This window comes from Burkholderia sp. (assembly GCF_018375725.1).
In the GTDB taxonomy this organism is placed as follows: Bacteria; Pseudomonadota; Gammaproteobacteria; order Burkholderiales; family Burkholderiaceae; genus Burkholderia.
The window spans coordinates 1-24534 of sequence record NZ_JAHACR010000030.1 but is presented as its reverse complement, the minus strand read 5'-3'; the positions used below and the strand labels follow the sequence as shown (position 1 = coordinate 24534).

Below are 24534 nucleotides of genomic sequence, written 5' to 3'. Positions count from 1 at the left end.
CGGCTTCGCGCTTCGGGATGCCGAGCACGTGCACCGGCGCTTCCATCACGTTCTCGAGCACGTTCATGTGCGCCCACAGATTGAAGTGCTGGAACACCATCGACAGCTTCGTGCGGATGCGCTGCAGCTGCTTGTGGTCCGCCACCTCGAGGTTGCCGGCGCGGTCGGCCTTCGTGCGCACGGTCTCGCCATCGACGACGATCTGCCCGGCATTCGGCCGCTCGAGGAAGTTGATGCAGCGCAGGAACGTGCTCTTGCCCGAGCCGCTCGCGCCGATGATGCTGATGACGTCGCCCGCCTTCGCATTCAGCGAGACACCCTTGAGCACCTCGTTGTCGCCGTAGCGCTTGTGGATATCGAGCGCCGCAAGCTTGCAGGCGGGACTCGTTTGCGTGATCTCTGCCAACTGGCTCTCCTCAACGTGAAATCAATGACGGCCGGCCGCGAGGTACGCAAGCCAGTGGCGCTCGGCGCGACGGAATGCCGCGACGAGTGCGAACGATACCGCAAGATAGATCAGCGCGGCGATCCCGAACGACTGGAAGGCCATGTACGTCGCCGAGTTCGCGTCGCGCGCGACTTTCAGGATGTCCGGCACGGTCGCCGTGAACGCCACCGTCGTCGCATGCAGCATCAGGATCACCTCGTTGCTGTACAGCGGCAGCGCGCGCCGCAATGCCGACGGCAGGATCACGCGGCAGTACATCGTGAACGTCGACATCCCGTACGCCCGCGCAGCCTCGACCTCGCCGTGCGGGGTCGCGCGGATCGCGCCGGCGAAAATCTCGGTCGTGTACGCGCAGGTGTTCAGTGCAAACGCCAGAATCGCGCAGTTGAAGCCGCTGCGGAAGAACGCGTCGAGCAACGAATGCGAGCGCACGAACTCCAGGCTGTACATGCCGGTATAGATCAGCAGCAGCTGCACGTAAAGCGGCGTGCCGCGGAACAGGTAGGTGTAGACACGCACCGGCGTCGACAGCCAGCGCCGCTTCGACACCCGCGCGACGGCGAGCGGCACCGCGCAGACGAAGCCTGCCGAAATCGATGCCACGAGCAGCCACAGCGTCACCGCAAGGCCGGAGAGGCGCTGGCCGTCCCAGTAAAGGAAGGCTTTGCCGAATTCCTGGAGGATCTCGATCATAGTTCTGCGTGTCGCACGCCCATGGAGTAACGCTTCTCGAGCTGCTTCAGCACGAGGTTGGAGACGGTCGTGATCGCGAGATAGATCACCGCCGCGACGAGGATAAAGAAGAACATGTTGAACGTGCTCTTGCCCGCGTCCTGCGCCGCCTTCACGACATCGGCCAGGCCGATGATCGACACGAGCGCCGTCGCCTTCACGAGCACTTGCCAGTTGTTGCCGATCCCCGGCAATGCGAAGCGCATCATCTGCGGAAACATGATCCGCGCGAACACGCGCAGGCCGCTCATTCCGTATGCCGCGCCCGCCTCCAGCTGGCCGCGCGGCACCGACAGGAACGCGCCGCGGAAGGTCTCGGTGAAGTACGCGCCGTAGATGAAGCCCAGCGTCAGCACGCCGGCGACAAACGGATCGATGTCGATCTGCTGCCAGCCGACCGCGTCGGTCAGCTGGTTCAGCCAGATCTGGATGCTGTAGAACAGCAGCAGCATCAGGACGAGATCGGGCACCGAGCGGATCAGCGTCGTATAACCGGTCGCGATCGATCGCAGGAACCGGTTATGCGACAGCTTCGCCACCGCGCCGATCAGCCCCAGCGCCACCGCAGCGGCGAGCGACAGCACCGACAGCTCGATCGTCTGCACGGTGCCCGCCCAGATGACGGGACCAAAGCCGTAAAGAAACACGCGCGTCTCCAAGGTTGGAATGGATGCCGGCGCGCATCGACTTCCGGCACCGGGTGTGGCGGATAGTCGCAAGCAAAAATGATTGGCTCAAATCACCTTTCGCCGGTTTGCTGCGTCGCAACAATTCATCGCATCGTTTTCAGCGGCCCGCTACACGCCTGTTTCAAAAGGAAAAAATCTGCGACCGGATGAATCGGGAACACGTCGCGAAGCGGACTTTTTGCAATTTTCCGGTCGCTTTTTCGATATAGCGACGCGCGGTCGCCCGACCGGCCGGGCGCGCGCCGCAGAACTGCGGCACGCCCGTTCGCGCGGCATCGCTGACGATCCGGCCCTCTGCGCGTACCTGAACGGCGCGTGACGTGAATGGTGAATGGCAAAAGGCGCACCGCCGTCGGGCGGCCGCGGGCACGTCAGTGCCCTTTGACGATGTCCGAGCGCGACGTCGTATAGACGCGGTCGTCCGGACCGAAATGCACGTTGAAGAAAGCGTCCTGATTGACGCCGTCCTCGAGCCAGCGCCAGCTCCACACCGTTTCCGGCTTGAGCGGATACTGCGCGATCTCGCCCGGCTTGCCGAGCAGGCGGCGCACGTCGTCCGTCGACATGCCGGGACTCACCTTGGCGAAGTTCGCGCCGGTCAGCACCTGTGTCGCGCCCGTATAGCGCCCGCCGGCATCGACGTCGACGAACCAGGTCTGGTTGCCCATCGGTCCGCGCGGGTATTCCAGGCGCTTCGAGCCGTCGGTGAACACGCGCTCGGTCTCCGGCTTGCCCATCTGGCTGCGGATATCCGCTTCGGTCGATTCGCCGGGCTTCAGGCCCTTCAGCAACAACTGGGCGGGCTTGATCGCCTTGAAGAAATCCTTGAGACGCTGCACGTTAAGCTCGCTTTGCCGATCGTCGCAGGCAGACAACGCCAGCGCTGCGGCCAGCATGGCGACGGGGAACAGGCGGAAACGGAAGGTCATCGGGAAAGAAGCGCATGGTTGGAAACACGCGGCAAGCATACCCGTGCGCCGCCAAAAGCGCGAGACGGGCGCCAGGCCCGTCTCGTTCAGTGCATCGTCGTCTCGGTTTTGTGTGCGCTCGCCGCGCGCTGCGGCGCGGGGGCTGCCTTCACGCGGATCCGGCCGCGCGCGCGTGCGAGCTCGGCAACCTGCCAGGAGCCGAGCGCCAGACAGCCGAACACCACTTCGCGGCCGCGCTTGACCACGGCAAGCGACAGCGCCGTGTCGCGGTCGACGCCGAACATCTGCGCGAGCAGCACCACCGTCGCTTCCTGTACGCCAAGGCCGCCCGGCACCATGAATGCGGCGTGGCGCGCCGCCTGCGTCATCGCCTCGATCGCGAGCGCGCCGCCGACCGATACCGGATGGCCGAGCAGCGCCAGCGCCCAGTAGATCTCGAGCGCGCCGACCGCATAACCGAGCAGCTGCCAGAAGAACACGCCGAACAGCAGGCCCGGGCGCGACATCAGCGCATCGATGTCCGCATCGAGCCGCTTGCCGTCGACGCCTTGAAGCAGCCGGTGCGAATCGCCGAGCACGCGGCCCGCGAAACGCTCGATCGCATGAAAGATCCCGCCGCGCCGCATCAGCACGAACGCCAGCAGCGGCAACGGCAGGGACAGCACGAGCGCCAGGCCGATCGTCCGGCCGTCGCCGTCATGTGTCGTCGCCAGCACCAGCACGAGCCCGAGCGCGGCGAACGCATACTGGACGGCGATCGTGACGAGCACCTCGACCATGACCGACGCCGTGACGCGGCTCGCGTCCGGAATCTGCCAGCGCGCGAGCCGGATGCCGACGAGTTCGCCGCCGATGCCGACCACCGGCAGCAGCCGGTTGACCGCCTCGCGCACGGTCGCGATCCACCACAGGAACGGCAGCGAACCGCGCCTGTCGAGCAGCAGGTGCCACGCATACGCATCGAGCAGCAGCGGCAGCGCATGGAACGGCACGAGCCAGAGCAGCGCGAAACCGGCACGCCCGAGCATGTGGGCGACGTCGCCGACGCCGTCGTGCAGCACCAGCGCGAGCAGGATCGCGATCCCGATCGGCCAGCCGAGCCATTTGATCCACTTGCTCACGATGGCTGCGCTCCCGGCCGGTGTGCCGTGCGTGCGGCACGCGACGGCGCCTGCTGGCCGAATACCGTGGCGAAGCCGCCGCACGCGATGCCGGCCGCTTGCAGTGCGGCGGCGACGCGCGGCGACAGCAGCGCGTTCATTTCGTCGACCGGACGATAGTCGCGCATCGACGGCGTGATCGGGCCCTCGCCCGCCTCGGCCGGATGGCAGTAGATCTCGCCGACGCCCTGCGGCAGGTTCGCGAGCGCGTCGAGCAGCACCGCCTCGTCCATGCCGCCCGTATGCTCGATGCCGACCACGTAGTCGTTGTGCGCGAGCCCGGCGCGGTCGAGCCGCGCGCGCACCAGGCCGATCCACGGCTTGAGCCACGCGGGCGCGGACGGCTCGTACGGCAGCCGCACCGCGCGCAAGCCGTAGTCGCGGCCGATCTCGATGATCATCGACAGCACGGTCGGATGCAGATGGAAATGCTTGTGCGCGTTGACATGGTCGAGCGGCAGGCCGCTCGCCGCGAACGCATCGAACTGCGCGCGGATCTCGCGGCGCAGCTGGGCACGCACATGCGGCAGGAAGAAGAACCGGCAGCCGTCCTTCGCCATCGCGTCGCCGAAGCGCCCGTCAGGGCCGACGAGCGCGGGGATGTCGGACGCGGGCAGCGTGGCCGGCCCATCCGCGAGGACGAGATGCAGCCCGACCGCGAGCGACGGCAGCCGCCGCGCGCGCTCGATCGCATCCTGCGCGGCGCTCGCGCCGACCATCAGGCTCGCGGCGTTCAGCACGCCGTCGCGATGCGCGCGCTCGACCGCCGCGTTGACGCGCGGATGCAGTCCGAAGTCGTCCGCGGTGAAGATGAGCGCCCGCTCCGCCCGCTGCGTCGTCACGAATTACGCCTCGTGCGCGCGCAGGAAGCGGAAGAACTCGACGCCCTCGCGCAGACGGCGCTTCATCATGTCCCAGCTCGTCAGCATTTCGCGGACGATTTCCCAGATCTTCGACGGGCGGAAATAGAACTCGCGATAGAACTGCTCGAGGTGGTGATAGATATCGTCGCGCGACAGATGCGGATAGCCGATCGCCGCGAGCTGGACGCCTTCCTTGCTCACCAGGTTGATGGTCTTGTTTTCTTCCATCCAGCCGTTTTCCACGGCCTGCTTGTAGAGCGTCGTGCCCGGATACGGCGCGGCGAGCGACACCTGGATCGTATGCGGATTGATTTCCTTCGCGTATTCGATCGTCTTCTTGATGGTTTCCTGGGTCTCGCCCGGCAGGCCGAGAATGAAGGTGCCGTGGATCTTGATGCCGAGCTTCTTGCAGTCCGCGCTGAAACGGCGCGCGAAGTCCGTGCGCACGCCCTTCTTGATGTTCACGAGGATCTGGTCGTCGCCGGATTCGAAGCCGACCAGCAGAAGGCGCAGGCCGTTTTCCTTCATGATCTTGAGCGTCTTGTACGGCACGTTGGCCTTCGCGTTGCACGACCACGTCATGCCGAGCTTGCCCAGACCGATGGCGATGGCTTCGGCGCGCGGCAGATCGTCGGTGAAGGTGTCGTCGTCGAACATCAGTTCCTTCACTTCCGGCATGTTGTCGCGGATCCACTTCGCTTCCGCGAGCACGTTCTCGACCGAGCGCGTGCGGTAGCGATGGCCGCTGACCGTCTGCGGCCACAGGCAGAACGTGCAGCGCGACTTGCAGCCGCGGCCCGTGTAGATCGACACGTACGGGTAGTTCAGGTAGCCGATGAAATAGTTGTCGATCTTCAGGTCGCGCTTGTAGATCGGTGCGACGAACGGCAGTTCGTCCATGTTCTCGAGGATCGGACGCGCTTCGTTGTGCTCGATCGAGCCGTCCTTCGCGCGCCAGCTCAGACCCTTGATCTCGGGGAACGGCTTGCCTTCGGCGATTTCCTTGCAGGTGTAGTCGAATTCCTCGCGGCACACGAAATCGATTGCCTCGCTCGCCGTGAGCGAGTTGTGCGGATCGACCATCACCTTCGCGCCCACCATGCCGACCCGCATCGACGGCTTCATCTTCTTCAGGTCCTGCGCGAACATCGCGTCGGTCGGGAACGACGGCGTGCTCGTATGGATGATCACGAGGTCGTAGTCCTTCGCGATCTTCAGCGTTTCCTCGACCGACAGACTGTCGGCCGGCGCGTCGACGACGCGGCTGCCCGGCACGAGCGCCGCCGGCTGCGCGAGCCACGTCGGATACCAGAAGGAACGGATTTCGCGCTTGGCCTGATAGCGGGAGCCCGCCCCGCCGTCGAAACCGTCATACGACGGGGCCTGCAAAAACAGCGTTTTCATGAATGTTCCGGTAGCCTGCATAGTTCGAGTTCGCTTGAAAAATTCAGTCAATAAAAATCGCGGGCCGCCGCCGGCGCCCGCATCTCGATATTCGTTTGCGTCGATCCGCTCAGCGGCCTTCGCCCGCTTCCGCGATCGGCGTGCGCTCGCCGCCGACGACCGTCATCCGCGCGCCGCGCCAGACGACCTGCGTGCCGAACGCTGCGACCAGCCACTGCGCCGCAAGCAGCGTATCCCGCACCGCGATCAGTGCCAGGTCGCGCCAGAATGCGCGCCAGCCGCCCGCACCGCGCGCGTGCAGCACGAGCCGCCCGAGCGTGCCCGCCGCCGCGCCGGCACCCGCCAGCGTACCGGCGAGCGAGCCGTCGAGGCGCCACGCAAGACCGGTTCCGACCGCGAGCCAAGGCGCGGTGAACGTGATGAACAGGAACGTGAAGCCCGCCGGGTTCAGCGACCGGATCGTGCGCAGCCAGCGCGTCTCGCGGTGCCAGAGCGGCCCGAACGAAGCCTCGATCACATCGGTCGCCACTTCGACCTCCGACAGCAATGTGCGCCGGCCGAGCCGGCGCGGCAGTTCGGCCAGCCAGAAATCGTCGGCCAGCTCGTCCTTCACCGCCTTGAAGCCGCCGATCCGGTCGAGCGTGTCGCGCGTGAATGCGAGCGTCGCGCCAAAGCCGAAGCGGCTCGAACGGCCCAGATGCGTGATCCGCACCGACGGCGCGAACCACGCGTCGACGAACTGCGCGCCGATCCGCGTCCAGAAGCCGCCGACGCTGCGCGCATGATACAGGCATGTGACGACGCCGACCGACGGATCGGCCAGCGGCGCCGTCACGCGCTCGATGTAGTCCGGCTTCACCGCGATGTCGCTGTCCGCAATCACGATCCGGCCGTATTTCGCGCGCTCGGCCAGGTTGACCAGGTTGCTGACCTTCAGGTTCTTGCCGTACACGCGCGCGTCGATCACGAGCCCGATATCACATTCAGGATAGTCCGTGCGCAGCCGTTCGACGACCGCCACCGCCGGATCGGCCGCCGACGCGACGCCGAACAGCACCTCGTAGCGCGGATGGCGCTGCGTGCAGAACGTGGCGAGGTTCTCGTACAGATGCGGCTCCGCACCGCACAACGGCTTCAGCACGCTGACCGGCTGGAAGCCGTCGCGCGCGTCCGTGCGCGGCGTACGGGGCCGCGGTGCGAACGCCGCGACAAGCGCGTAGCCGGCTGCCGCGAGCGTAATCGCGATCAACAGCCATTCGAAGACCGATACATCCGAGATCATGCGCATTGCCCTCCGGGAGCGAAGCCGCGGCGGCAATCGGTTGAACGCGTGGTAAATGATTCGACTGGGACGAACGGGGGCACAACCCGACTCCTTGTTCCGTCAGCGTTTGAACGGGGGCACGGCTTGCCTGAGCAGCCATGCCTTTTCCGGGGCGCTCCCCGCGCAACGCGTCGGCAAAACACAGGAAGATAGAACGGAAACCATCAGCGCGACAATGGACGAGCGCCGGATTTTAGCAGCGCTCGACACCGCGTGCTTGGCTCCGCATGCAACGCATTGGTGCGAAATCAACAACTCCGGCCAACGGCGGCTGTCCCCGGCGCAGCGACGTTTATCTTGGCGTAAGCACGTTGCAGGCTGATTGCAGCCTTTCCTGTCAGGGCTTTTGCGGATTTTTGCGTCTGCGGGCAATTCCGCGCCCAATCGGTGAAAAAATTGGTAACAAAAAACAAATTGCGTTGATTTTTGCAACAATCGTCACGCAATGCGGCGGCGTCCCTGTCAGCCTCAGGGGTATCCCGGCGGCGCCAGCACGTTCCGGAACCCTTTGGCACAATCGTCGACACCTGTTGCGTCTGCGCATCACCGCGCGGCGCCTTTCGAAGGCCTCTCTGCGATGATTCCGTTTTCCGTCCTTGATCTTGCCCCCATTCCTGCCGGCGCCGATGCCGCGCAGGCGCTCCGCAACACGCTCGACCTCGCGCAGCATGCCGAACGCTGGGGTTATCACCGTTACTGGCTCGCCGAACATCACAACATGCCCGGCATCGCGAGTGCCGCGACCGCCGTCGTGATCGGCCATGTCGCGGGCGGCACGCACACGATTCGCGTCGGCTCGGGTGGCATCATGCTGCCGAACCACGCGCCGCTCGTCATCGCCGAGCAGTTCGGCACGCTCGCCGCGCTCTATCCCGGCCGGATCGATCTCGGTCTCGGCCGCGCGCCGGGCACCGACCAGACCACTTCCCGCGCGCTGCGTCGCGATCTCGTCGGCAGCGCCGACGCCTTCCCCGACGACGTCGCCGAGTTGCTGCGTTACTTCGCCGAACCGGTGCCCGGCCAACGCGTGCGCGCTGTGCCGGGCGCCGGGCTCGACGTGCCGGTCTGGCTGCTCGGATCGAGCCTGTTCAGCGCGCAACTCGCCGCGATGATGGGATTGCCGTTCGCGTTCGCGTCGCATTTCGCTCCGGACTATCTGCTGCGCGCGCTCGAACTGTACCGTGCGCAATACCGGCCGTCGGCCGCCTGGCCGAAGCCGTACGCGATGGTCGGTGTCAATGTGTTCGCGGCCGAGACAGATGACGAGGCGCGGCGGCTCTTCACGTCGCTGCAGCAGCAGTTCATCAACCTGCGCCGGGGCACGCCCGACAAGCTGCCGCCGCCCGTCGACGTGCTCGAAGCGAGCGAACTGGAACGCGCGAGCGTCGCGCATTCGCTGTCGTTCGCCGCAGTCGGCTCACGCAGCACCGTGCGCGAGCAACTGCGCGAGCGCATCGCGCGGACCGGCGCGGACGAGCTGATCATCACCGCGCAGATCCACGATCATGCCGCGCGGCTGCGCTCGTTCGAGATCGCCGCGCAAATCCGCGACGAACTGGCCAGCGAAGCGCAACCCGCCGCGCGTTGAGCGGAGACGGCGCGCGCTCGGCACTTGCGAGGCCGGGCGCGCGCCGCGCTGACTATCTCTATCGCTACCGCTTATCGCTTACTGTTCGCGCACGGCGGCCAGCCCGTCGAGCAGCGCCTTGTGGAATGTGTCCGGATCCTGGATCTGCGGCGCATGGCCGAGCGCCGGGAATTCGACCAGCTGGGCGCCCGGGATCGCCGCCTGCGTGCGCTTCGCGAGCTCGGGATAGCGCCCGAGCTTCGCGTGCACGTCCGGCGGCGCGACGTCCTTGCCGATCGCGGTGGTGTCCCGGTCGCCGATCAGCAGCAGCGTCGGCACGCGAATCTCGCCCAGTTCGTAGACGACCGGCTGCGTGAAGATCATGTCGTAGACGAGCGCGGAGTTCCACGCGACCGTGTCCCGGCCCGCGCCGCGGTACATGCCGGCGATCATCTGCACCCAGCGCTCGTATGCCGGCGACCACTTGCCCGCGTAATACGCCGCCTGCTCGTAGCGGCGAATGCTGTCGGCGGTCGTCTTGAGATCGCGCGCATACCAGTAGTCGACCGACAGCGGCGGCACGCCGAGCGCCTTCCAGTCCTCGAGGCCGATCGGATTGACGAGCACGAGCTGGGCGGTCGCCTTCGGGTACATCAGCGCATAGCGAATCGCCAGCATGCCGCCCGTCGAATGGCCGACGAGCGTGGCGCTCCGGATGCCGAGCGATTCGAGCAAACCATGCGTGTTGCGCGCGAGCTGCTGGAAACTGTACTGGTAGCGCGCCGGCTTCGACGACTTGCAAAAGCCGATCTGGTCCGGGGCGATCACGCGATAGCCCGCGCGGCTCAGCACGGCGACCGTCTCCTCCCATGTCGCCGCGCAGAAGTTCTTCCCGTGCAGCAGCACGACGGTGCGGCCGTTCGGGTGCGCCGGACGCACATCCATATAGACCATCTCGAGGGTCTCGCGCTGCGACGCGAACGCAAAGCGATGCACCGGCCCCGGATAGTCGAAGCCCTCCAGGCGCGGACCGTAGACGGGTCCGTCGTTGCCGCCCGACGCCGCGGTCGCAGCGCCCGCGCCGGTCGCCCCGCACAGGGCGGCGAAGAGCGCGCCGAGCACGGCGGCGCGCGATGCGGACAACATCTTGCGAATCGGAAACATGGCGATGACGATGAAAAGAACGCACGCCGGCAGCCGGACGGCGCCGCGCCCCCGGATTCTACGCGGTAGACGCTGACGGCGGCGCGCAACACTTCGATGCCACGCAATTTTCTCGGGCGCAATGAACTCGGGTATCGTGTGACGTGACCCTGAAACGCGTGCAGGCGATCTCCCATGAAAAACGTCCTCAGCATTCAGTCTCACGTCATCTACGGCCATGCCGGCAACAGCGCGGCCGTATTCCCGATGCAGCGGCTCGGCGTCAACGTCTGGCCGCTCAACACGGTTCAGCTGTCGAACCACATGCAGTACGGCCACTGGGCCGGCAGTGCGATCGACGCCGCGAAGATGGAGCAGCTCGTCGACGGCATCGCCGCGATCGGCGCGCTCAAGCGCTGCGACGCGATCCTCTCCGGCTTCCTGGGTTCGCCCGCGCAGGCGCGCGCGACCGTCGAGATCGTCCGCGCGGTGAAGGCGACGAACCCGAGCGCGTGGTACTTCTGCGATCCGGCGATGGGCCAGACGGGCGGCATCCGCCCCGAGCCCGGCGTCGAGGAATTCATCGTCCACGAAATGCCCACGCTCGCGGACGGCATGTCGCCCAACCACACCGAACTGCAGAAGCTCGCCGGACGACGCATCGAGACCGTCTCCGATGCGGTCGAGGCCTGCCGCGCACTGATCCGGCGCGGTCCGAAGATCATCCTCGTCAAGCACCTGCATGACCGCAACAGCCCGGCCGACCGCTTCAACATGCTGGCCGTGACCGAAACCGAGGCGTGGATCGGCCAGCGTCCGCTCTACGCGTTTCCGCGCCATCCGGTCGGCGTCGGCGATCTCACGAGCGCGATCTTCGTCGCACGGCGGCTGCGCGGCGACTCGGTGCGCGCCGCATTCGAGCACACACTCGCGGCCGTGCACGCGGTCGTCAAGGCCACCTACGACGCCCGCCGTTACGAACTGGAGCTGGTCGCCGCGCAGGACGAAATCGCCAACCCGAGCGAATGGTTCGGCGCGTGGGTCACGGACGCGTGACGCCTGCGGGCAGACCGGCGGCACGCGATGCCGCGCTCGCCACATCCGGCCCAACGCGGGATTTCCCTCATCGCCGCTCTCCCTTGTCCCGCCGTCACTGTGCGGAAATCCGCATGTTTCATGCGCCAAATTGACAAGACTCGTCCAATTTGGCCCCCTATAAATCGTCGTCAGACGCTCGAACCGGCGATCAGGCCTGGTTTGCAGAAGCGTCGCACGCGCACGCCGCGGCGTGCGTTTTCGTGTCTCGCCGCCAAAGGAAGCAACATGAATTTCCGCCATTCGCTGCTGTCCCTCTCGATCGCATCCGCGCTTGCCGTCTTCGCGCACCAGGCCGCGCAGGCCGCCGACACCGGCATCAAGTTCGGCTTCGCCGCACCGCTGACCGGCGTCAACGCCGGCTACGGCAAGGATCTGCAAAACGGCGTGCAGCTCGCGCTCGACGATGCCGCCGCGCAGAACGTCCAGATCGCCGGCAAGCCGGCGAAGTTCGAACTCGTCGTGCAGGACGACCAGGCCGACCCGCGCGTCGGCGTGCAGGCTGCGCAAAGCCTCGTCGACAAGAACGTGTCGGTGGTCGTCGGCCACTTCAACTCGGGTACGACCATTCCGGCGTCGGTCGTCTACGACAAGGCCGGCATCCCCGTCATCGATCCGGCGGCGACCAACCCGACGCTGACATCGCGCGGGCTCGCGAACATGTTCATGGTGATCGCGACCGACGGCCAGAACGCCGGCAACGCGGGCAAGTACGCGGTGGACGTGACGAAGGCGAAGCGCATCGCCATCGTCGACGACCGCACGGCTTTCGGCCAGGGCGAAGCGGACGAATTCGAGAAGGCGGTCAAGGCGGCGGGCGGCAAGATCATCACGCGCGAGTTCACGAACAATCAGGCGGTCGACTTCCGCGCGCAGATCACCAGCCTGAAAGGCCAGAACCCTGACCTCATCTTCTTCGGGGGGCTCGATACGCTCGCCGCGAACTTCGTCAAGCAGATGCGCCAGCTCGGGTTGAACGCGCAATTCGTCGGCGGCGGCGGCGTGAAGGACAACGAGTTCATCAAGATCGCCGGCCCCGCGGCCGAAGGCGCGATGGCATGGGAATACGGCCGCCCGCTCGACCAGCTGCCGCAGGGCAAGGATTTCGAGCAGCGCTTCAAGAAGCGTTTCGGCGTCGACGTGCTGTCGTATGCGCAGTTCGGCTACGACGCGACCTGGGCCGCGATCAAGGCGATGCAGGCGGCCGGCTCGACCGATCCGAAGGTCTATCGTCCGGCGCTCAAGAAGATCGATTTCGAAGGCATCACCGGGCGCATCTCGTTCGCGAACGACGGCTCGCTGAAAAGCGGCATGTCGACGCTGTATCAGGTGAAGAATGGCGCCTGGAAGACCATCGTGACGAAGGGAGGTTGATCGCGGGCGCGCCGCCCCGCAATGTCAGGCGGCCCCGCTTCACCGGCGCGAAGGGGCCGGCCCCGACGGGCCGCTTCGCGCCGTCACCCGTTGGCCTGGTCGCCGCGCGCCGCCTCGGCCGCCTCGTGCGCGCGGCGCAGCCGCTCGCGGATGTTGGTCAGATGCGCGCGCATCGCGGCGCGCGCGGCCTCCGGATCGCGGCGCGCGATCGCCGCGTAGATATCCTCGTGCTCCTGGTTCAACCGGGCGACATAGCGCACCAGATCGTCGCCGGCGAAGTGCGCGGGGTTCAGGCGCGTGTGCGGGATGATTGACGGGCCGAGCTGCGACATGACATCGGCGAAATAGCGGTTGCCGGTGGCCCGCACGATCTGCAGGTGGAACTGGTAATCGAGCTGCGCGGTCTCGCGGCCGACGCCCGACGTCGACACGATCGCGTCGAGCGCATGCCGCAGCGCAGCGAGATCGGCGTCGTTCGCGCGCAGCGCGGCGAGGCTCGCACACTCGCTTTCGAGGCCGATGCGCAGTTCGAGCACCGCGAGCACGTCGCGCAGCGTCGTGATCGTCGCGGGATCGATGCCGAGCGCCGGACGGCGCGTCGGTTCGAGCACGAAGCTGCCGATGCCGTGGCGCGTCGCGACAAGGCCGCTCGCCTGCATCCGCGACACCGCTTCGCGCACGACCGTGCGGCTCACGCCCTGCGTCACCATCATTTCAGTCTCGGTCGGCAGCTTGTCGCCGGGACGCAGCGTGCCGCTTTCGATCTGGGCCGTCAGCGCGTCGACGACATCTTGTGCAAGACTGCGCCCGCGACGGCGGGGCACAGCGGGAAGCGTGGGCACGGACATGAGGCCGGTTCCTTTTTGAATGTTCGTATTGGAATTCCGAAGGGTGACGTGCAGGCCAAGCGAACGCCGATCTATTGCCATACGGCGCCCGGCATCATCTGACGACTGATGATCCCGCGCGCCGTATCTGTCTCCTGGCATCGGTGTTGCGCTGTGTCGTTGCCTCGATGCACGGATCGAGGAGGACGTGCGCACGTCGGTTGTCGAATGATCGCATCTCGTTTCGCGCGCAGCAAAGGTTTTACCGCGTGTGCTACCCGGCCAGTCCAATCCCGCGCGCCATCCCCGACGCGGCAAATACGATCAGGATCACGAGCATCGCCTGCGTATGGCCGATCCGGATGTACGAACCCGCGCGGCTCAGGTCGGGCATGCGCTGCTGACGTGCCGCGATGCGCCAGCGGATCAGCCCGATCATCGGCGCGATCTCGAGCAGCAGGATCAGCACTAGCGCGCCCATCTTCAGATGAAAGAGCGGCGCGTGCGCATAGTAGGCGCTGCCCTTTTCCAGGCCGCCGAACGCGCGCCACAGACCGGTGGCGATCAGCACGAGCGCCGACACGCCCCACACTGCGTCGGCCTTGAATACACCGGGAAGATCCGCGGGCTGCGCGGATGCGGCGACCCGGCGCAATGCCCGATTACGGGCCGCGATCGCGGCAAACGCGGCACCGAACGCGCTCAGATGTATGGCAGCCAGCAACCAGCGAACGATCATCGTTCCTCCTTTGCCGCCGGCGCACGATGCGCAGGCCTGTCAGACGAATTGCTTGAGCGCCGCGTCGAGCGCGCGCGCGGCGACGCGGTCGCCCTCGGATGCGAGCGGCGCGCGCATCACGATCTGCCGGTTATGGCCGACGGCGGCGGGCGAATCCCATAACAGTTCCACCTTCGGGCGCCTGAACCAGCCGGCGCGGCGCGGCGGCGCAGGCAGATCGTTGCGCGCCGCCGCGCCGCCGGGCCAGCGCACCGACAACTCGCGCGCATCGTACTGTCCGACCTTGCGGCTTTCCATCCAGACGCTTGCGGTGCGCGTCGGCGTATCGAGCGAGATCGCGAAGCGGCCGATCGCGAAGCGCCGCGCGGCGACGTTGGTGCGCCACAGCGGCCGCGGCCGGCAGATCCAGACGACCGCCGCATACAGCGCGGGAGCGGCGACGAGCCAGCCGTTGGTCGCCGTGACCGCATGCAGCGCGCGACGCCAGCCGGCGGCCCACGCGAACATGCCGATCGACCAGGCGGCGAACAGGAAACCGATCAATGCGAAAAACCGCAGCGCCTGCCGCAGCCATTGCGGCAGCGGATGGAACGGGCGCTCGGCGCGCGCGGCCGCGCCGGGGAGCGCGATCAGCAGGAACATCAGCACCAGGTACAGGCACGCCCACGGCGACGACACCATCGCCGACAGCGACGCGCGGTAACCCATTTCCGACATCGAGAACAGCCACCGTGCGAGCAGCACGAGCCCGATCGCGCGCAACGCGAAGATGACGCCGGCGCCGGGTGCCGGGGCTGCGCGCGTGGATTTCGTTCTCGCCAAGACTGCTCTCCTCTCGATGATCGTGCCGGGCCGGAAATTTCGGCACGGCCATTATAGGGACATTACCGGCTGGACAGACGAATAGCCGGGGCGATACGCCGTGTCCGGACGCATTCGCGCCGGCGGGCGCGGCGAGAATACAACAATTCCGGTGCCGCGAATGTGACGACGCCCCGCCGGACTGGTCCGGGCGGGGCGTCATGCGATGCGCTCAGGCGGCGGCCATGCCGCCCGCAGGTCAGCCTGCGTTGACTTCGCGCAGCACGGTGCGGCGCTTCTGGCGCAGCAGCTCTTCGTAGCCCTTCACATAGTTCCGGGCCATCACCTTCGACGAGAAGCGCGCTTCGAACGCGGCGCGAACCTGCTCGCGCGGCAGCGTGTGCAGGCGCTTGACGGCGGCGACCGCCGACAGCTCGTCCTCGACGACGAAGCCCGACACGCCGTTCTCGATGACTTCCGGCACCGAGCCGCGCTTGAACGCGATCACCGGCGTGCCGCATGCCATCGCCTCGATCATCACCAGGCCGAACGGCTCCGGCCAGTCGATCGGGAACAGCAGCGCATGAGCGTTGCCGAGGAATTCCGACTTCTCGGCTTCGCTGATTTCACCGATGTACTCGACGTGCGGCAGCGCGAACAGCGGCTTGATCTTCTCTTCGTAGTACGCGCGGTCGGCCTTGTCGAGCTTCGCGGCGATCTTGATCGGCATGCCGGCCTGCTCCGCGATGCGGATCGCCGTGTCGACACGCTTTTCCGGCGAGATGCGGCCGAGGAACGCGAGGTAGCTCGGCTTCACGTCCGGCACCGGCTTCAGCAGGTTTTCCGGCAGACCGTGGTAGACGGTCGACAGCCAGTTTGCCTGCGGCAGCGGAATACGCTGGTTGTCCGAGATCGACACGACCGGCACTTCGTTGAACGTGTTGAAGATCGGCTGCAGTTCCGGCAGGTCGAGACGGCCGTGCAGCGTCGTCAGATGCGGCACCGGCTGGCGCGAGAACAGCGGGAACGGATAGTAGTCGATGTGGAAGTGCAGCACGTCGAACTCGTCCGCGCGGCGGCGCACTTCCTCGAGCAGCAGCATGTGCGGGGCCATCGTGTCGCGGATCGTCGGGTCGAGGCGCAGCGCCTGCGGCCAGACGGCTTCGAGCTTCGCCGACGTTTGCGAATCGCCGCTCGCGAAGAGCGTGACGTCATGCCCCATCTCGACGAGCGCCTCGGTCAGATAGGACACCACCCGTTCGGTACCGCCGTACAGCTTCGGGGGAACCGCTTCGTGCAACGGAGCGATTTGAGCGATTCGCATGCGTAACTCCTAAAAAATCGGCAAAAAACAAGCATTGGGTCGGCAGCCTGCCGGACGGTCCGGACTGGACGGGTTTCATCCGGGAAACCGGATGAATGTCGGCCTGCTGGCGGCGTCGAACCTGCGCTGCGAGCGAGCGTCGGCAACGCGACAGGCATAGAACGTTTGAAACGAATACCCGTTGACAGGGGTTCGTAAAAAACTCATGCGACGAACCCGGAGCCGATTATCTAGGGTTACGCCCGATACGGCGTGCAACATTTCAAACGCTTTACTTTGTTACAAAGCGGCAACACTTTGCAACGCGCGGAGGATTGAGTCCGCTCTAGAGTGGGAATCCGCTCGGCAGCGCTCACTGCCATCCCGGCGCCCTGCCCCGCAGATGCAACGCATCGCGGAATGCCGGATTTTATCCCAAAATTAACTGTGCACCCGCTGCCGGCAGCAAGATTCGCTCAGCGGGACGCACGGCCTTGTTTACAATGCCGGATTACGTCGAGTCAAAGGTCGGCATGCGATCCGGCCGGGACGTCCCACCACCGTTTCACCGCACGCATATTTTGGAAGCTCTCACCCCCGCCCAGCGCAACGCCCACAACGCGAAGCTGTCGAGCTACGCGCACCGGCCGCTTGCGTTCCTGTTCCGCTATATCCGCCTGCATCCCGTCGCGCACCTCATCGTGCTCGTCAGCGTGCTGGCCGCCGTCGGCTGCGCGCTCGGCTCGCAATACGCGATCAAGCACCTGATCGACGTGCTCGCAACCGGCCGCCATCATCCAGGCCCGCTGTGGAGCGCATTCGCGCTGCTCGTCGGCCTGATCGCCGCCGACAACCTGCTCTGGCGCGTCGGCGGCTGGGTCGCGGCGCATACGTTCGTCGCGGTCACCGGCGACTTGCGGCGCGACCTGTTCCAGTACCTGACCGGACACTCGCCGACGTACTACGCGGAAAAGCAGCCCGGCACGCTCGCGAGCCGCATCACCGCGACGTCGAACGCCGTCTACACGGCGGAGAACACGATGGCGTGGAACGTGCTGCCGCCGTGCATCGCGGTGATGGGCGCGATCCTGATGATCATCGTCGTCAATCCGGTGATGGCGGTGGCCCTGCTCAGCTGCTCTGCGGTGCTCTCCATCGTGCTGTTCAGGCTCGCCGGACGCGGCTCGGCGCGTCATCACACCTTCGCGGCAAAAGCCGCGGCGGTCGATGGCGAACTCGTCGACGTGATCGGCAACATGGGCCTCGTGCGCGCCTTCGGGATGACGCTGCGCGAACAGAAGCGCTTCCGCGCGACGGTCAAGGCCGAGATGGATGCGCGCCAGCAGAGCCTGCTCTACCTGGAAAAGCTGCGCCTGCTGCATGCGGTGATCACCGCGATGCTGTCCGCCGGCCTGCTCGGCTGGGCACTGTGGCTGTGGGACCGCGGCCAGGCGACGTCGGGCGACATCGTCCTCGTCAGCTCGCTCGGCTTCACGATCCTGCACGGCACGCGCGATCTCGCGGTCGCGCTCGTCGATGTCACGCAGCACGTCGCGCGTCTCGCCGAGGCCGTGAAGACGCTGCTCGAGCCGCACGGCATGCCGGATCGCTCCGATGCCGTGCCGCTCACATCGAACGGCGGCCGCGTCGATTTCGACCGCGTGACGTTCGCCTATCCGCATCGCCGCCCGATCCTCGACCATTTCGAGCTGCACATCGAACCGGGCCAGCGCGTCGGCCTGATCGGCAAGTCCGGCGCGGGCAAGTCGACCGTGCTCGCGCTGCTGCAGCGCTTCTATGACGCCCAGGAGGGCGCCGTGATGGTCGACGGCCAGGACATCCGGACGATCACGCAGGACAGCCTGCGCCATGCGATCGCACTCGTGCCGCAGGACATCTCGCTGCTGCACCGGTCGATCTACGACAACATCGCGTACGGCCGCCCCGAGGCGACACGCGAGGAAGTGCTCGCCGCCGCGCGCGACGCGCGCTGCGCGGAGTTCATCGAGGCGATGCCCGAAGGCTACGACACGATCGTCGGCGATCGCGGCGTCAAGCTGTCGGGCGGCCAGCGCCAGCGCATCGCGATCGCGCGCGCGATCCTGAAGGACGCGCCGATCCTGCTGCTCGACGAAGCGACGTCGGCGCTCGACAGCGCGTCCGAGGAAGCGATCCAGAGCGCGCTCGACCGCCTGATGGTCGGCCGCACGGTGATCGCGATCGCGCACCGCCTGTCGACGCTGCGCAACTTCGACCGGATCGTCGTGATGAGTAACGGCAAGGTGATCGACGACGGCAGTCCCGACGTGCTGCGCAACCGTCCGGGCCTGTATCGCGATCTGCTCGCCAAACAGCACGGCCGCCATCACGCGGCGCCCGACAGCGGCGCGGCCACCGGCGAACGCGTCGCCTGACGCGCGGCGCCCGTCCGCAAAAAACAAAGCCGCAGCTCATCGTGTGAACTGCGGCTTTTTTATCGGCAGCGCGCCCGGCGCGCCCCGCTTCACGCTAATCGCGCTGCAAATCGCGCAGGAAGTTGTCGCGCCACACCGACACGTTGTTCTCGCGCAGCTGCGCGATCATGTCCTCGTAGCGCGCACGCCGCTCGGCGAGCGGCATCGACAGCGCCCGCGACAACGCATCGGCCATGCCGGCGATGTCGATCGGATTGACGATCAGCGCGCCGGTCAGCTCGCGCGCCGCGCCTGCGAAGCGCGACAGCACCAGCACGCCCGGATCGTCCGGATTCTGCGCGGACACATATTCCTTCGCGACGAGGTTCATCCCGTCGCGCAACGGCGTCACGTAGCCGACACGCGCCAGCCGGTACAGCGCGGCGAGCACCTGACGGTCGTAGTGGCGATGGATGTAGAGGATCGGCGCCCAGTCGAGCTCCGCGAAACGCCCGTTGATACGTCCCGACTCCGCTTCGAGCTGCAGACGGATGTCCTGGTACGCGCGCAGATCCGCGCGGGTCGACGGCGCGATCTGCAGGAACGACACGTGATTGCGGAACGACGTCTCGTGCTCGAGCAGCTTCTCGAATGCACGGAAACGCTCGACCAGCCCCTTCGAGTAATCGAGCCGGTCGACGCTCATGATCAGCTGGCGGCCGCGCAGCGACGTGGCGAGCGTGCGGACTGCCTTGCCGTGCTCGCCCGCCTGCGCGAGCGACGCGATTTCGTCCGGATAGACGCCGATCGGATACGCGGACGCGCGCAGCGTGCGGCCGAACGCATGCACGCGCACCGTGCGCCCGTCGCGCTCGATGCTGCCGTCGGCTTCGGATTCGACGTAGTCGCAGAACGCGCGCAGGTCGGGCTCGGTCTGGAATCCGAGCAGGTCGAACGCGCACAGCGATTCGACGAGTTCGCGATGCGGCGGCACGTTGACGAGCACCTGCGCGGCCGGAAACGGAATGTGCAGGAAAAAGCCGATGCGATTCTTCACGCCGGCCGCACGAAGCGCGCGGGCAAACGGGATCAGGTGATAGTCGTGCACCCAGATCACGTCGTCATCCTGCAGCAGCGGCACGAGCTGCTGCGCAAGCCATACATTGACGCGGCTGTAGCCCTCGAATTCGTGGCGATCGTACTGAATCAGATCGGCGCGATAGTGAAACGCGGGCCACAGCGTGGCATTCGAGAAGCCCCGGTAATACTGGTCGTAGTCGCGCCGCGACAGGCCGATGGTCGCAAACGTCACGGGCCCGTGCTCCTCGACGCGGATCTTCGGCTGGCCGGACGCGACGACCTCGCCGCTCCAGCCGAACCACATGCCGCCGGTTTCCTTCAACGCATCGTAGACGCCGATCGCCAGGCCGCCCGCCGCCGGCTCCCCTTCGGAAATCGGCGCGACACGATTCGAAACAATGATGAGGCGGCTCATGCGACGGGCCGTCCCGCTTCGAGCCAGCGCGCGATCTGCGCATGCAGCGCATCGACGGAATCGAGCCGCGCGCGCGCCGACGTCTCGCCCGCGCCGACCTTGATCGACAGGCCGCCGTGCGCATTGACGACCGCGAAGCCTTTCTCGTCGGTGAGGTCGTCGCCGGCAAAGACCGGCATGCGGCCGGCAAACGGCGGCTCATTGAGGAACGCCGCGAGCGCGCGCCCCTTGTCGACGCCCTTCGGCTTGATCTCGAACACCATCTTGCCCGGCTGCAGCACGTACGCGTCCGCATAGTCGGCAACGAGCCGCTCGGTCGCTTCGCGGGCAATGCCCTCGCGCTCCGGCGCATTGCGGTAGTGCAGCGCGACCGCCGCGCCCTTGATCTCGAGCAGCATGCCCGGATGACGCTCGACGACGACGGCCAGCTCGCGCTCGATGCGCAACAGGCGTGCGTCGTTGAACCCGATGCGCTGCGTGTCGCCATTCGCGTCGCGCCGCTCCGCGCCATGCAGGCCCGCGATCGGCAGGTCGGGCATGTTCAGGAACGTGTCGATGTTGTCGATGCCGCGCCCGGACACGATGGCGACCGCGCCGTGCGAGCGGTGCCGCAGCGCGGCGAGGAGTGCGATCAGCGATGGCGGCACGCAAATGCTGTCGGGCGTGGGCGCCAGCTCGACGAGCGTGCCGTCGAAATCGAAGAAGAACGCGGTATCGGTCAGGGACAGAAAAGCCGGGATGGATTGCATCGAGTCGGTGATCAGAGGGGCGGCCATGCCGCCGCAAGAATTGTGCGCATCTTACCGCGCCTGCAATGCTTTATGGGCGAAACCGGCGCCGGAACACCCTTCTCTTGCGATGCCGAAACTGCGACATGCCGGCCGCCATCCCGGCCTACGCGATGGCCGTTGCCGGAACATGCTGGAGCAAATTGCGCTACAGTCGCAACCGCCGGTCGCGCACGGCGGCTCGCCCGGCGCCATCGCCGCCGATGTGCACTGGATCATCCCGCCGGCTTCATCCACCTGATTTCATCCATCTGGACATGCTCATCAAGATGAAACGCAAGACGCTCGCCCTCCTCGCCGCGCTGACACTCGGCGCGCACGCCCATGCCGCCGGCACGGTCACCGCTCAGAACGCCTGGGTGCGCTGGCTGCCGAACCAGTTGCCGGCGGGCGGCTACGTCACGCTCGTCAACACGGGCGACAAGCCGGTCGACCTGGTCGACGTCGACAGCCCCGACTACGGGATGGCGATGCTGCACCAGTCCGTCTCGCACGGCTCGACGCAGAAGATGGACATGGTCGACAAGCTGACGATCCCCGCTCGGGGCAAGGTCGATATCGCGCCGGGCGGCTACCACTTCATGCTCGAGGAACCGACGCACACGATCAAACCCGGCGATACCGTGCACCTGCGCCTCAAGTTCTCCGACGGCCGGACGCTCGACACGCCGTTCGCGGTCAAGTCGCCTGCGCAGGCCAAGTAACGCGTCCGCCGATCCCCCGCCATGACGCGGCGCGGCGTCATGCGTGCGCGATGCGCATCCACACGTGCGGGATGCCGTCCTCGTCGTGCACGTCGGAGCTGGGCGTAAATCCGAACGCCCCGTAAAACTGCTGCAGGTGCGCCTGCGCATGCAGGCTGACCGGCGTGCCGGGCCACTGCGCGCGAATATGCCCGAGCGCGCGCGCCAGCAGCGCATGGCCAAGACCCGCGCCGCGGCATGCGGCGGCCGTCAGCACGCGGCCGATGCGCACGTCGGGATGCTGCGCATCGGGGATCAGCACGCGCAGGTAGCCGGCCAGCCGGCCGGCGGCGTCGTATGCGCTCAGGTGCCATGCATCCTGATCGGCATTGTCGATGTCGCAATACACGCACTGCTGCTCGACGACAAACACCGCGCTGCGCGCCTCGAGGATCATGTAGACCTCGCGCGCGGACAACGCGTCGAAGGCTTGCCAGCGCCACGCGAGCATATCGGTGGCGGGCGAAGAGACGGCGGATGCGGAATCGTTCATGGGCGGTCCTGGATCACGCGCCGACGGGCACGCGGAATCGCCGATTATGCCTCGAAGCCCGGGGGCGCCATGCGTCCGGGCCGCGAAAAAAACGGGCCTCGCGTCATGCGAGGCCCGTTCGTCATGCCGGCATTCCGCCGAAGCGGCCGCTGTTGAAATCGTCGATCGCCTGACGAATCTCATCTTGCGAGTTCATCACGAACGGTCCGTAGCCCACCACCGGCTCGTCGATCGGCTCGCCGCTGAGAATCAACAGCGTCGCATCGCCGTTCGCCTCGATCTCGACATCGCGACCATCGCGGCTCATCTGCGCGAACTGCGCCTCGCGCACGACCGTCTCCCCGTTCACGAGCACCGTGCCACGCAGCACGACCACCGCGAGCGTGCGACCCTCGGCAATCGGGAACCGCGCACGGCCGCCCGCCACGAGCCGCACGTCCCACACATCGATCGGCGTGTGCGTGCGCGCCGGGCCGCGCCGGCCGTCGAGCTCGCCCGCGATGATCCGCGCACGCCCGGCGCCGTCCGGCAGTTCGACCACCGGAATGTCCGCGTTCAGGAGCGTCTGGTAGCCGGGCGCCCCCATCTTGTCGCGCGCCGGCAGGTTCACCCACAGCTGCACCATCTCGAGCATCCCGCCGTTGCGCGTGAAGTCCTCCGAATGAAACTCTTCGTGCAGGATGCCGCTCGCGGCCGTCATCCACTGGACGTCGCCGGGACCGATCCGGCCGCCCGCGCCGGTCGAATCACGATGCGCGACTTCGCCGTCGTAGACGATCGTGACCGTTTCGAAACCGCGGTGCGGATGCTGGCCGACGCCGCGCGGTTGCGTCGCCGGCTCGAACTTCGCGGGGCCTGCGTAGTCGAGCAGCAGGAACGGGCTCAAATTCGCGCCCTGCGTCTGGTAGCTGAACATCGAACGCACCGGGAACCCATCGCCGACCCAATGTCCGCGCGGCGCACTGTAAACACCCTGGATCTTCTTCATCTCTCACTCCGGATTGCGGCGAAACCCGTGTTTCGCATCATGGATAGAAATATAGAATCGGGAAGGCACTTTCGGTAGACAGTAAAAATCACACGCAGCGTTCCACTGGGGGAACGATCGTCGGCGCAAGGCCGGGCTGCGCGCGTGTGGCGCTTGATTTAGACTACGCCGCTCCTCGCCTCGTGCGATTCCGGCTCACACTCGACATATTGCCATGTTCACCCTGTCCAACGATTCACACGCATCCAAGGCCGATCAATACGCAGCGCTCGTCCAGCAGGCACGGTCGCTCGTCGAAACCGAGCGCGACCTGATCGCCAACGCCGCGAATTTCTCCGCGCTCGTCTATCACTCGCTCGATCAGCTCAACTGGGCAGGCTTCTATTTCTTCGACGGCACCGAACTCGTGGTCGGTCCGTTCCAGGGCAAACCGGCATGCGTGCGAATCACACTCGGCAAGGGCGTATGCGGGACGGCCGCGCAGACGCGGCAAACGCAGGTCGTACGTGACGTGCACGCGTTCCCCGGCCATATCGCGTGCGATGCGGCGTCCGAATCCGAGATCGTCGTGCCGCTCGTCGCCGCCGACGGCACGCTGATCGGCGTGTGGGACGTCGACAGTCCCGTCGCCGCGCGTTTCGACGACGAGGATGCGAAGGGCATGGAAGCGTTGTGCCGCGTGTTCGTCGAACACGCGTGGGCGGCGCGGCGCTGACAGGAATCGAAGGAAGGCGAGAATGGTGCTCGCATGGCACGAGGCGAGCGCCGGTGTGTCAGGCAGCGTGCCGGAAAGACGACAACGCATCGCTCGTCTCCCCGGCAGGGCAAGACATAACTGAACTGGCGTCAGCGGCGTGCGGCGCGGCGTCATCCGTGAAGGACGCATCACGCCCCGGACAATGCTCTCGAAAGAAAGCAGAGCGGAAAAAGAAAAAGCCCTGATTTCTCAGGGCTTTTTCTTTTCTTACTTGGAGGCGCGAGCCGGAGTCGAACCGGCCTAAACGGCTTTGCAGGCCGCTGCATAACCGCTTTGCTATCGCGCCGTAAGCGGACTGTGTTCGCCATGACAGCAAACGACAGATTTGACGAAGGCCATCGGCCTGCCAAATAAAAGGGGAAGCTTTGCTTCCCCTTTACAACCTGGAGCGGGAGACGAGTCTCGAACTCGCGACCTCAACCTTGGCAAGGTTGCGCTCTACCAACTGAGCTACTCCCGCATTGTCCTGCATGTGCAGC

General features: G+C 66.3%; 26 protein-coding genes and 2 tRNA genes. 9 read left to right on the top strand and 19 right to left on the bottom strand.

What is annotated here, in order from left to right; translation table 11 throughout:
- The 3 genes from KH616_RS06880 to hisQ all read right to left on the bottom strand — a co-directional run.
- Nucleotides 1-406: ATP-binding cassette domain-containing protein (locus KH616_RS06880; protein ID WP_292238128.1), on the bottom strand; the 406-nt coding region annotated here is incomplete at its 3' end.
- Between the two features lie 21 nt (nucleotides 407-427).
- Nucleotides 428-1141 carry an ABC transporter permease gene (locus KH616_RS06875; protein WP_292238127.1) on the bottom strand — a complete coding sequence of 238 codons (714 nt, stop codon included), beginning with the start codon at nucleotides 1139-1141 and terminating at the stop codon, nucleotides 428-430.
- Nucleotides 1138-1827, bottom strand: coding sequence for an ABC transporter permease (hisQ, locus tag KH616_RS06870; RefSeq protein WP_292238125.1), 690 nt, complete (start codon nucleotides 1825-1827; stop codon nucleotides 1138-1140). The genes KH616_RS06875 and hisQ overlap by 4 nt, the downstream gene beginning before the upstream one ends.
- Before the next feature lie 82 nt (nucleotides 1828-1909).
- On the opposite strand from hisQ, the gene KH616_RS06865 reads away from it, so the two are divergent.
- Nucleotides 1910-2188: a hypothetical protein gene (locus KH616_RS06865; RefSeq protein ID WP_292238124.1), complete on the top strand. Its 279-nt coding sequence runs from the start codon at nucleotides 1910-1912 to the stop codon at nucleotides 2186-2188.
- A 52-nt stretch (nucleotides 2189-2240) separates the two neighbouring features.
- Here the strand turns inward: KH616_RS06865 and KH616_RS06860 are convergent, their stop codons facing one another.
- From KH616_RS06860 to hpnI, 5 genes are all read right to left on the bottom strand, one after another.
- Complete coding sequence (locus KH616_RS06860; protein ID WP_292238122.1) at nucleotides 2241-2798, bottom strand: hypothetical protein; 558 nt, start codon at nucleotides 2796-2798, stop codon at nucleotides 2241-2243.
- 86 nt (nucleotides 2799-2884) lie between these two features.
- Nucleotides 2885-3919 carry an HpnL family protein gene (locus tag KH616_RS06855; RefSeq protein ID WP_292238121.1) on the bottom strand — a complete coding sequence of 345 codons (1035 nt, stop codon included), beginning with the start codon at nucleotides 3917-3919 and terminating at the stop codon, nucleotides 2885-2887.
- Complete coding sequence (gene hpnK / locus KH616_RS06850) at nucleotides 3916-4800, bottom strand: hopanoid biosynthesis-associated protein HpnK (protein ID WP_292238119.1); 885 nt, start codon at nucleotides 4798-4800, stop codon at nucleotides 3916-3918. Before hpnK ends, KH616_RS06855 begins: the two co-directional genes overlap by 4 nt.
- 3 nt (nucleotides 4801-4803) lie before the next feature.
- Entirely contained in the window at nucleotides 4804-6246 is a 1443-nt protein-coding gene (gene hpnJ / locus KH616_RS06845) for a hopanoid biosynthesis associated radical SAM protein HpnJ (protein ID WP_366834260.1), read from the bottom strand.
- A gap of 88 nt (nucleotides 6247-6334) precedes the next feature.
- Nucleotides 6335-7507, bottom strand: coding sequence for a bacteriohopanetetrol glucosamine biosynthesis glycosyltransferase HpnI (hpnI, locus tag KH616_RS06840; RefSeq protein WP_292238116.1), 1173 nt, complete (start codon nucleotides 7505-7507; stop codon nucleotides 6335-6337).
- A gap of 269 nt (nucleotides 7508-7776) precedes the next feature.
- On the opposite strand from hpnI, the gene KH616_RS06835 reads away from it, so the two are divergent.
- Both KH616_RS06835 and KH616_RS06830 read left to right on the top strand, forming a co-directional pair.
- On the top strand, nucleotides 7777-8130 hold the full coding sequence (locus tag KH616_RS06835) for a hypothetical protein (protein ID WP_292238115.1): 354 nt from the start codon (nucleotides 7777-7779) through the stop codon (nucleotides 8128-8130).
- The gene (locus tag KH616_RS06830) at nucleotides 8127-9137 is read left to right on the top strand and encodes an LLM class flavin-dependent oxidoreductase (RefSeq protein WP_292238114.1); all 1011 of its coding nucleotides are present in this window, start codon (nucleotides 8127-8129) and stop codon (nucleotides 9135-9137) included. The genes KH616_RS06835 and KH616_RS06830 overlap by 4 nt, the downstream gene beginning before the upstream one ends.
- 78 nt (nucleotides 9138-9215) lie before the next feature.
- Here the strand turns inward: KH616_RS06830 and KH616_RS06825 are convergent, their stop codons facing one another.
- Complete coding sequence (locus KH616_RS06825; protein ID WP_292238112.1) at nucleotides 9216-10280, bottom strand: alpha/beta hydrolase; 1065 nt, start codon at nucleotides 10278-10280, stop codon at nucleotides 9216-9218.
- 174 nt (nucleotides 10281-10454) lie between these two features.
- Between KH616_RS06825 and pdxY the strand changes: the two genes are divergently transcribed.
- Together pdxY and KH616_RS06815 are read left to right on the top strand one after the other, a co-directional pair.
- Nucleotides 10455-11315, top strand: coding sequence for a pyridoxal kinase PdxY (gene pdxY / locus KH616_RS06820; RefSeq protein WP_292238110.1), 861 nt, complete (start codon nucleotides 10455-10457; stop codon nucleotides 11313-11315).
- A gap of 267 nt (nucleotides 11316-11582) precedes the next feature.
- Entirely contained in the window at nucleotides 11583-12728 is a 1146-nt protein-coding gene (locus KH616_RS06815) for a branched-chain amino acid ABC transporter substrate-binding protein (RefSeq protein WP_292238107.1), read from the top strand.
- 83 nt (nucleotides 12729-12811) lie between these two features.
- Here the strand turns inward: KH616_RS06815 and KH616_RS06810 are convergent, their stop codons facing one another.
- The 4 genes from KH616_RS06810 to KH616_RS06795 form a co-directional block, all read right to left on the bottom strand.
- Nucleotides 12812-13576, bottom strand: coding sequence for a FadR/GntR family transcriptional regulator (locus KH616_RS06810; protein ID WP_292238105.1), 765 nt, complete (start codon nucleotides 13574-13576; stop codon nucleotides 12812-12814).
- 253 nt (nucleotides 13577-13829) lie between these two features.
- Entirely contained in the window at nucleotides 13830-14294 is a 465-nt protein-coding gene (locus tag KH616_RS06805; protein WP_292238103.1) for a DUF2214 family protein, read from the bottom strand.
- A 39-nt stretch (nucleotides 14295-14333) separates the two neighbouring features.
- On the bottom strand, nucleotides 14334-15116 hold the full coding sequence (locus tag KH616_RS06800; protein ID WP_292238101.1) for a hypothetical protein: 783 nt from the start codon (nucleotides 15114-15116) through the stop codon (nucleotides 14334-14336).
- A gap of 238 nt (nucleotides 15117-15354) precedes the next feature.
- Entirely contained in the window at nucleotides 15355-16419 is a 1065-nt protein-coding gene (locus tag KH616_RS06795) for a glycosyltransferase family 4 protein (protein WP_292238100.1), read from the bottom strand.
- Between the two features lie 560 nt (nucleotides 16420-16979).
- Between KH616_RS06795 and KH616_RS06790 the strand changes: the two genes are divergently transcribed.
- Nucleotides 16980-18812 (top strand): ABC transporter ATP-binding protein, encoded by a 1833-nt coding sequence (locus tag KH616_RS06790; RefSeq protein WP_292238098.1) that lies wholly within the window; start codon nucleotides 16980-16982, stop codon nucleotides 18810-18812.
- A 94-nt stretch (nucleotides 18813-18906) separates the two neighbouring features.
- Here the strand turns inward: KH616_RS06790 and otsA are convergent, their stop codons facing one another.
- Together otsA and otsB are read right to left on the bottom strand one after the other, a co-directional pair.
- Nucleotides 18907-20286, bottom strand: coding sequence for an alpha,alpha-trehalose-phosphate synthase (UDP-forming) (otsA, locus tag KH616_RS06785; protein ID WP_292238097.1), 1380 nt, complete (start codon nucleotides 20284-20286; stop codon nucleotides 18907-18909).
- The gene (gene otsB / locus KH616_RS06780) at nucleotides 20283-21035 is read right to left on the bottom strand and encodes a trehalose-phosphatase (protein ID WP_292238095.1); all 753 of its coding nucleotides are present in this window, start codon (nucleotides 21033-21035) and stop codon (nucleotides 20283-20285) included. Before otsB ends, otsA begins: the two co-directional genes overlap by 4 nt.
- Here otsB and KH616_RS06775 point away from each other — a divergent pair.
- Nucleotides 21025-21315, top strand: coding sequence for a hypothetical protein (locus KH616_RS06775; RefSeq protein WP_292238093.1), 291 nt, complete (start codon nucleotides 21025-21027; stop codon nucleotides 21313-21315). The two genes, otsB and KH616_RS06775, sit on opposite strands and share 11 nt — an antisense overlap.
- A 16-nt stretch (nucleotides 21316-21331) precedes the next feature.
- Nucleotides 21332-21778, top strand: coding sequence for a copper chaperone PCu(A)C (locus KH616_RS06770; protein WP_292238092.1), 447 nt, complete (start codon nucleotides 21332-21334; stop codon nucleotides 21776-21778).
- Nucleotides 21779-21815: 37 nt separating this feature from the next.
- Here the strand turns inward: KH616_RS06770 and KH616_RS06765 are convergent, their stop codons facing one another.
- Nucleotides 21816-22310, bottom strand: coding sequence for a GNAT family N-acetyltransferase (locus tag KH616_RS06765; protein WP_292238090.1), 495 nt, complete (start codon nucleotides 22308-22310; stop codon nucleotides 21816-21818).
- A 121-nt stretch (nucleotides 22311-22431) separates the two neighbouring features.
- Nucleotides 22432-23298: a pirin family protein gene (locus tag KH616_RS06760; protein ID WP_292238089.1), complete on the bottom strand. Its 867-nt coding sequence runs from the start codon at nucleotides 23296-23298 to the stop codon at nucleotides 22432-22434.
- 214 nt (nucleotides 23299-23512) lie between these two features.
- On the opposite strand from KH616_RS06760, the gene KH616_RS06755 reads away from it, so the two are divergent.
- A complete protein-coding gene (locus KH616_RS06755; protein WP_292238088.1) occupies nucleotides 23513-24013 on the top strand; it encodes a GAF domain-containing protein in 501 nt (166 codons plus the stop codon).
- Between the two features lie 254 nt (nucleotides 24014-24267).
- On the opposite strand, the gene KH616_RS06750 is transcribed toward KH616_RS06755, so the two are convergent.
- Both KH616_RS06750 and KH616_RS06745 read right to left on the bottom strand, forming a co-directional pair.
- Nucleotides 24268-24341 (bottom strand) — tRNA-Cys (locus KH616_RS06750).
- Nucleotides 24342-24439: 98 nt separating this feature from the next.
- Nucleotides 24440-24515 (bottom strand) — tRNA-Gly (locus KH616_RS06745).
- Between the last annotated feature and the right edge of the window lie 19 nt (nucleotides 24516-24534).

What these genes read in the sequence shown, in the direction of transcription:
- KH616_RS06765 (WP_292238090.1), bottom strand. Translation starts at nt 22,310, where the DNA reads ATGAACGATTCCGCATCCGCCGTCTCTTCGCCCGCCACCGATATGCTC.
- KH616_RS06770 (WP_292238092.1), top strand. Translation starts at nt 21,332, where the DNA reads ATGCTCATCAAGATGAAACGCAAGACGCTCGCCCTCCTCGCCGCGCTG.
- KH616_RS06860 (WP_292238122.1), bottom strand. Translation starts at nt 2,798, where the DNA reads ATGACCTTCCGTTTCCGCCTGTTCCCCGTCGCCATGCTGGCCGCAGCG.
- KH616_RS06755 (WP_292238088.1), top strand. Translation starts at nt 23,513, where the DNA reads ATGTTCACCCTGTCCAACGATTCACACGCATCCAAGGCCGATCAATAC.
- KH616_RS06760 (WP_292238089.1), bottom strand. Translation starts at nt 23,298, where the DNA reads ATGAAGAAGATCCAGGGTGTTTACAGTGCGCCGCGCGGACATTGGGTC.
- hpnJ (WP_366834260.1), bottom strand. Translation starts at nt 6,246, where the DNA reads ATGCAGGCTACCGGAACATTCATGAAAACGCTGTTTTTGCAGGCCCCG.
- otsA (WP_292238097.1), bottom strand. Translation starts at nt 20,286, where the DNA reads ATGAGCCGCCTCATCATTGTTTCGAATCGTGTCGCGCCGATTTCCGAA.
- KH616_RS06805 (WP_292238103.1), bottom strand. Translation starts at nt 14,294, where the DNA reads ATGATCGTTCGCTGGTTGCTGGCTGCCATACATCTGAGCGCGTTCGGT.
- pdxY (WP_292238110.1), top strand. Translation starts at nt 10,455, where the DNA reads ATGAAAAACGTCCTCAGCATTCAGTCTCACGTCATCTACGGCCATGCC.
- KH616_RS06875 (WP_292238127.1), bottom strand. Translation starts at nt 1,141, where the DNA reads ATGATCGAGATCCTCCAGGAATTCGGCAAAGCCTTCCTTTACTGGGAC.
- KH616_RS06835 (WP_292238115.1), top strand. Translation starts at nt 7,777, where the DNA reads ATGCAACGCATTGGTGCGAAATCAACAACTCCGGCCAACGGCGGCTGT.
- KH616_RS06815 (WP_292238107.1), top strand. Translation starts at nt 11,583, where the DNA reads ATGAATTTCCGCCATTCGCTGCTGTCCCTCTCGATCGCATCCGCGCTT.
- KH616_RS06825 (WP_292238112.1), bottom strand. Translation starts at nt 10,280, where the DNA reads ATGTTTCCGATTCGCAAGATGTTGTCCGCATCGCGCGCCGCCGTGCTC.
- KH616_RS06775 (WP_292238093.1), top strand. Translation starts at nt 21,025, where the DNA reads ATGGATTGCATCGAGTCGGTGATCAGAGGGGCGGCCATGCCGCCGCAA.
- otsB (WP_292238095.1), bottom strand. Translation starts at nt 21,035, where the DNA reads ATGCAATCCATCCCGGCTTTTCTGTCCCTGACCGATACCGCGTTCTTC.
- KH616_RS06830 (WP_292238114.1), top strand. Translation starts at nt 8,127, where the DNA reads ATGATTCCGTTTTCCGTCCTTGATCTTGCCCCCATTCCTGCCGGCGCC.
- KH616_RS06795 (WP_292238100.1), bottom strand. Translation starts at nt 16,419, where the DNA reads ATGCGAATCGCTCAAATCGCTCCGTTGCACGAAGCGGTTCCCCCGAAG.
- hpnI (WP_292238116.1), bottom strand. Translation starts at nt 7,507, where the DNA reads ATGATCTCGGATGTATCGGTCTTCGAATGGCTGTTGATCGCGATTACG.
- KH616_RS06810 (WP_292238105.1), bottom strand. Translation starts at nt 13,576, where the DNA reads ATGTCCGTGCCCACGCTTCCCGCTGTGCCCCGCCGTCGCGGGCGCAGT.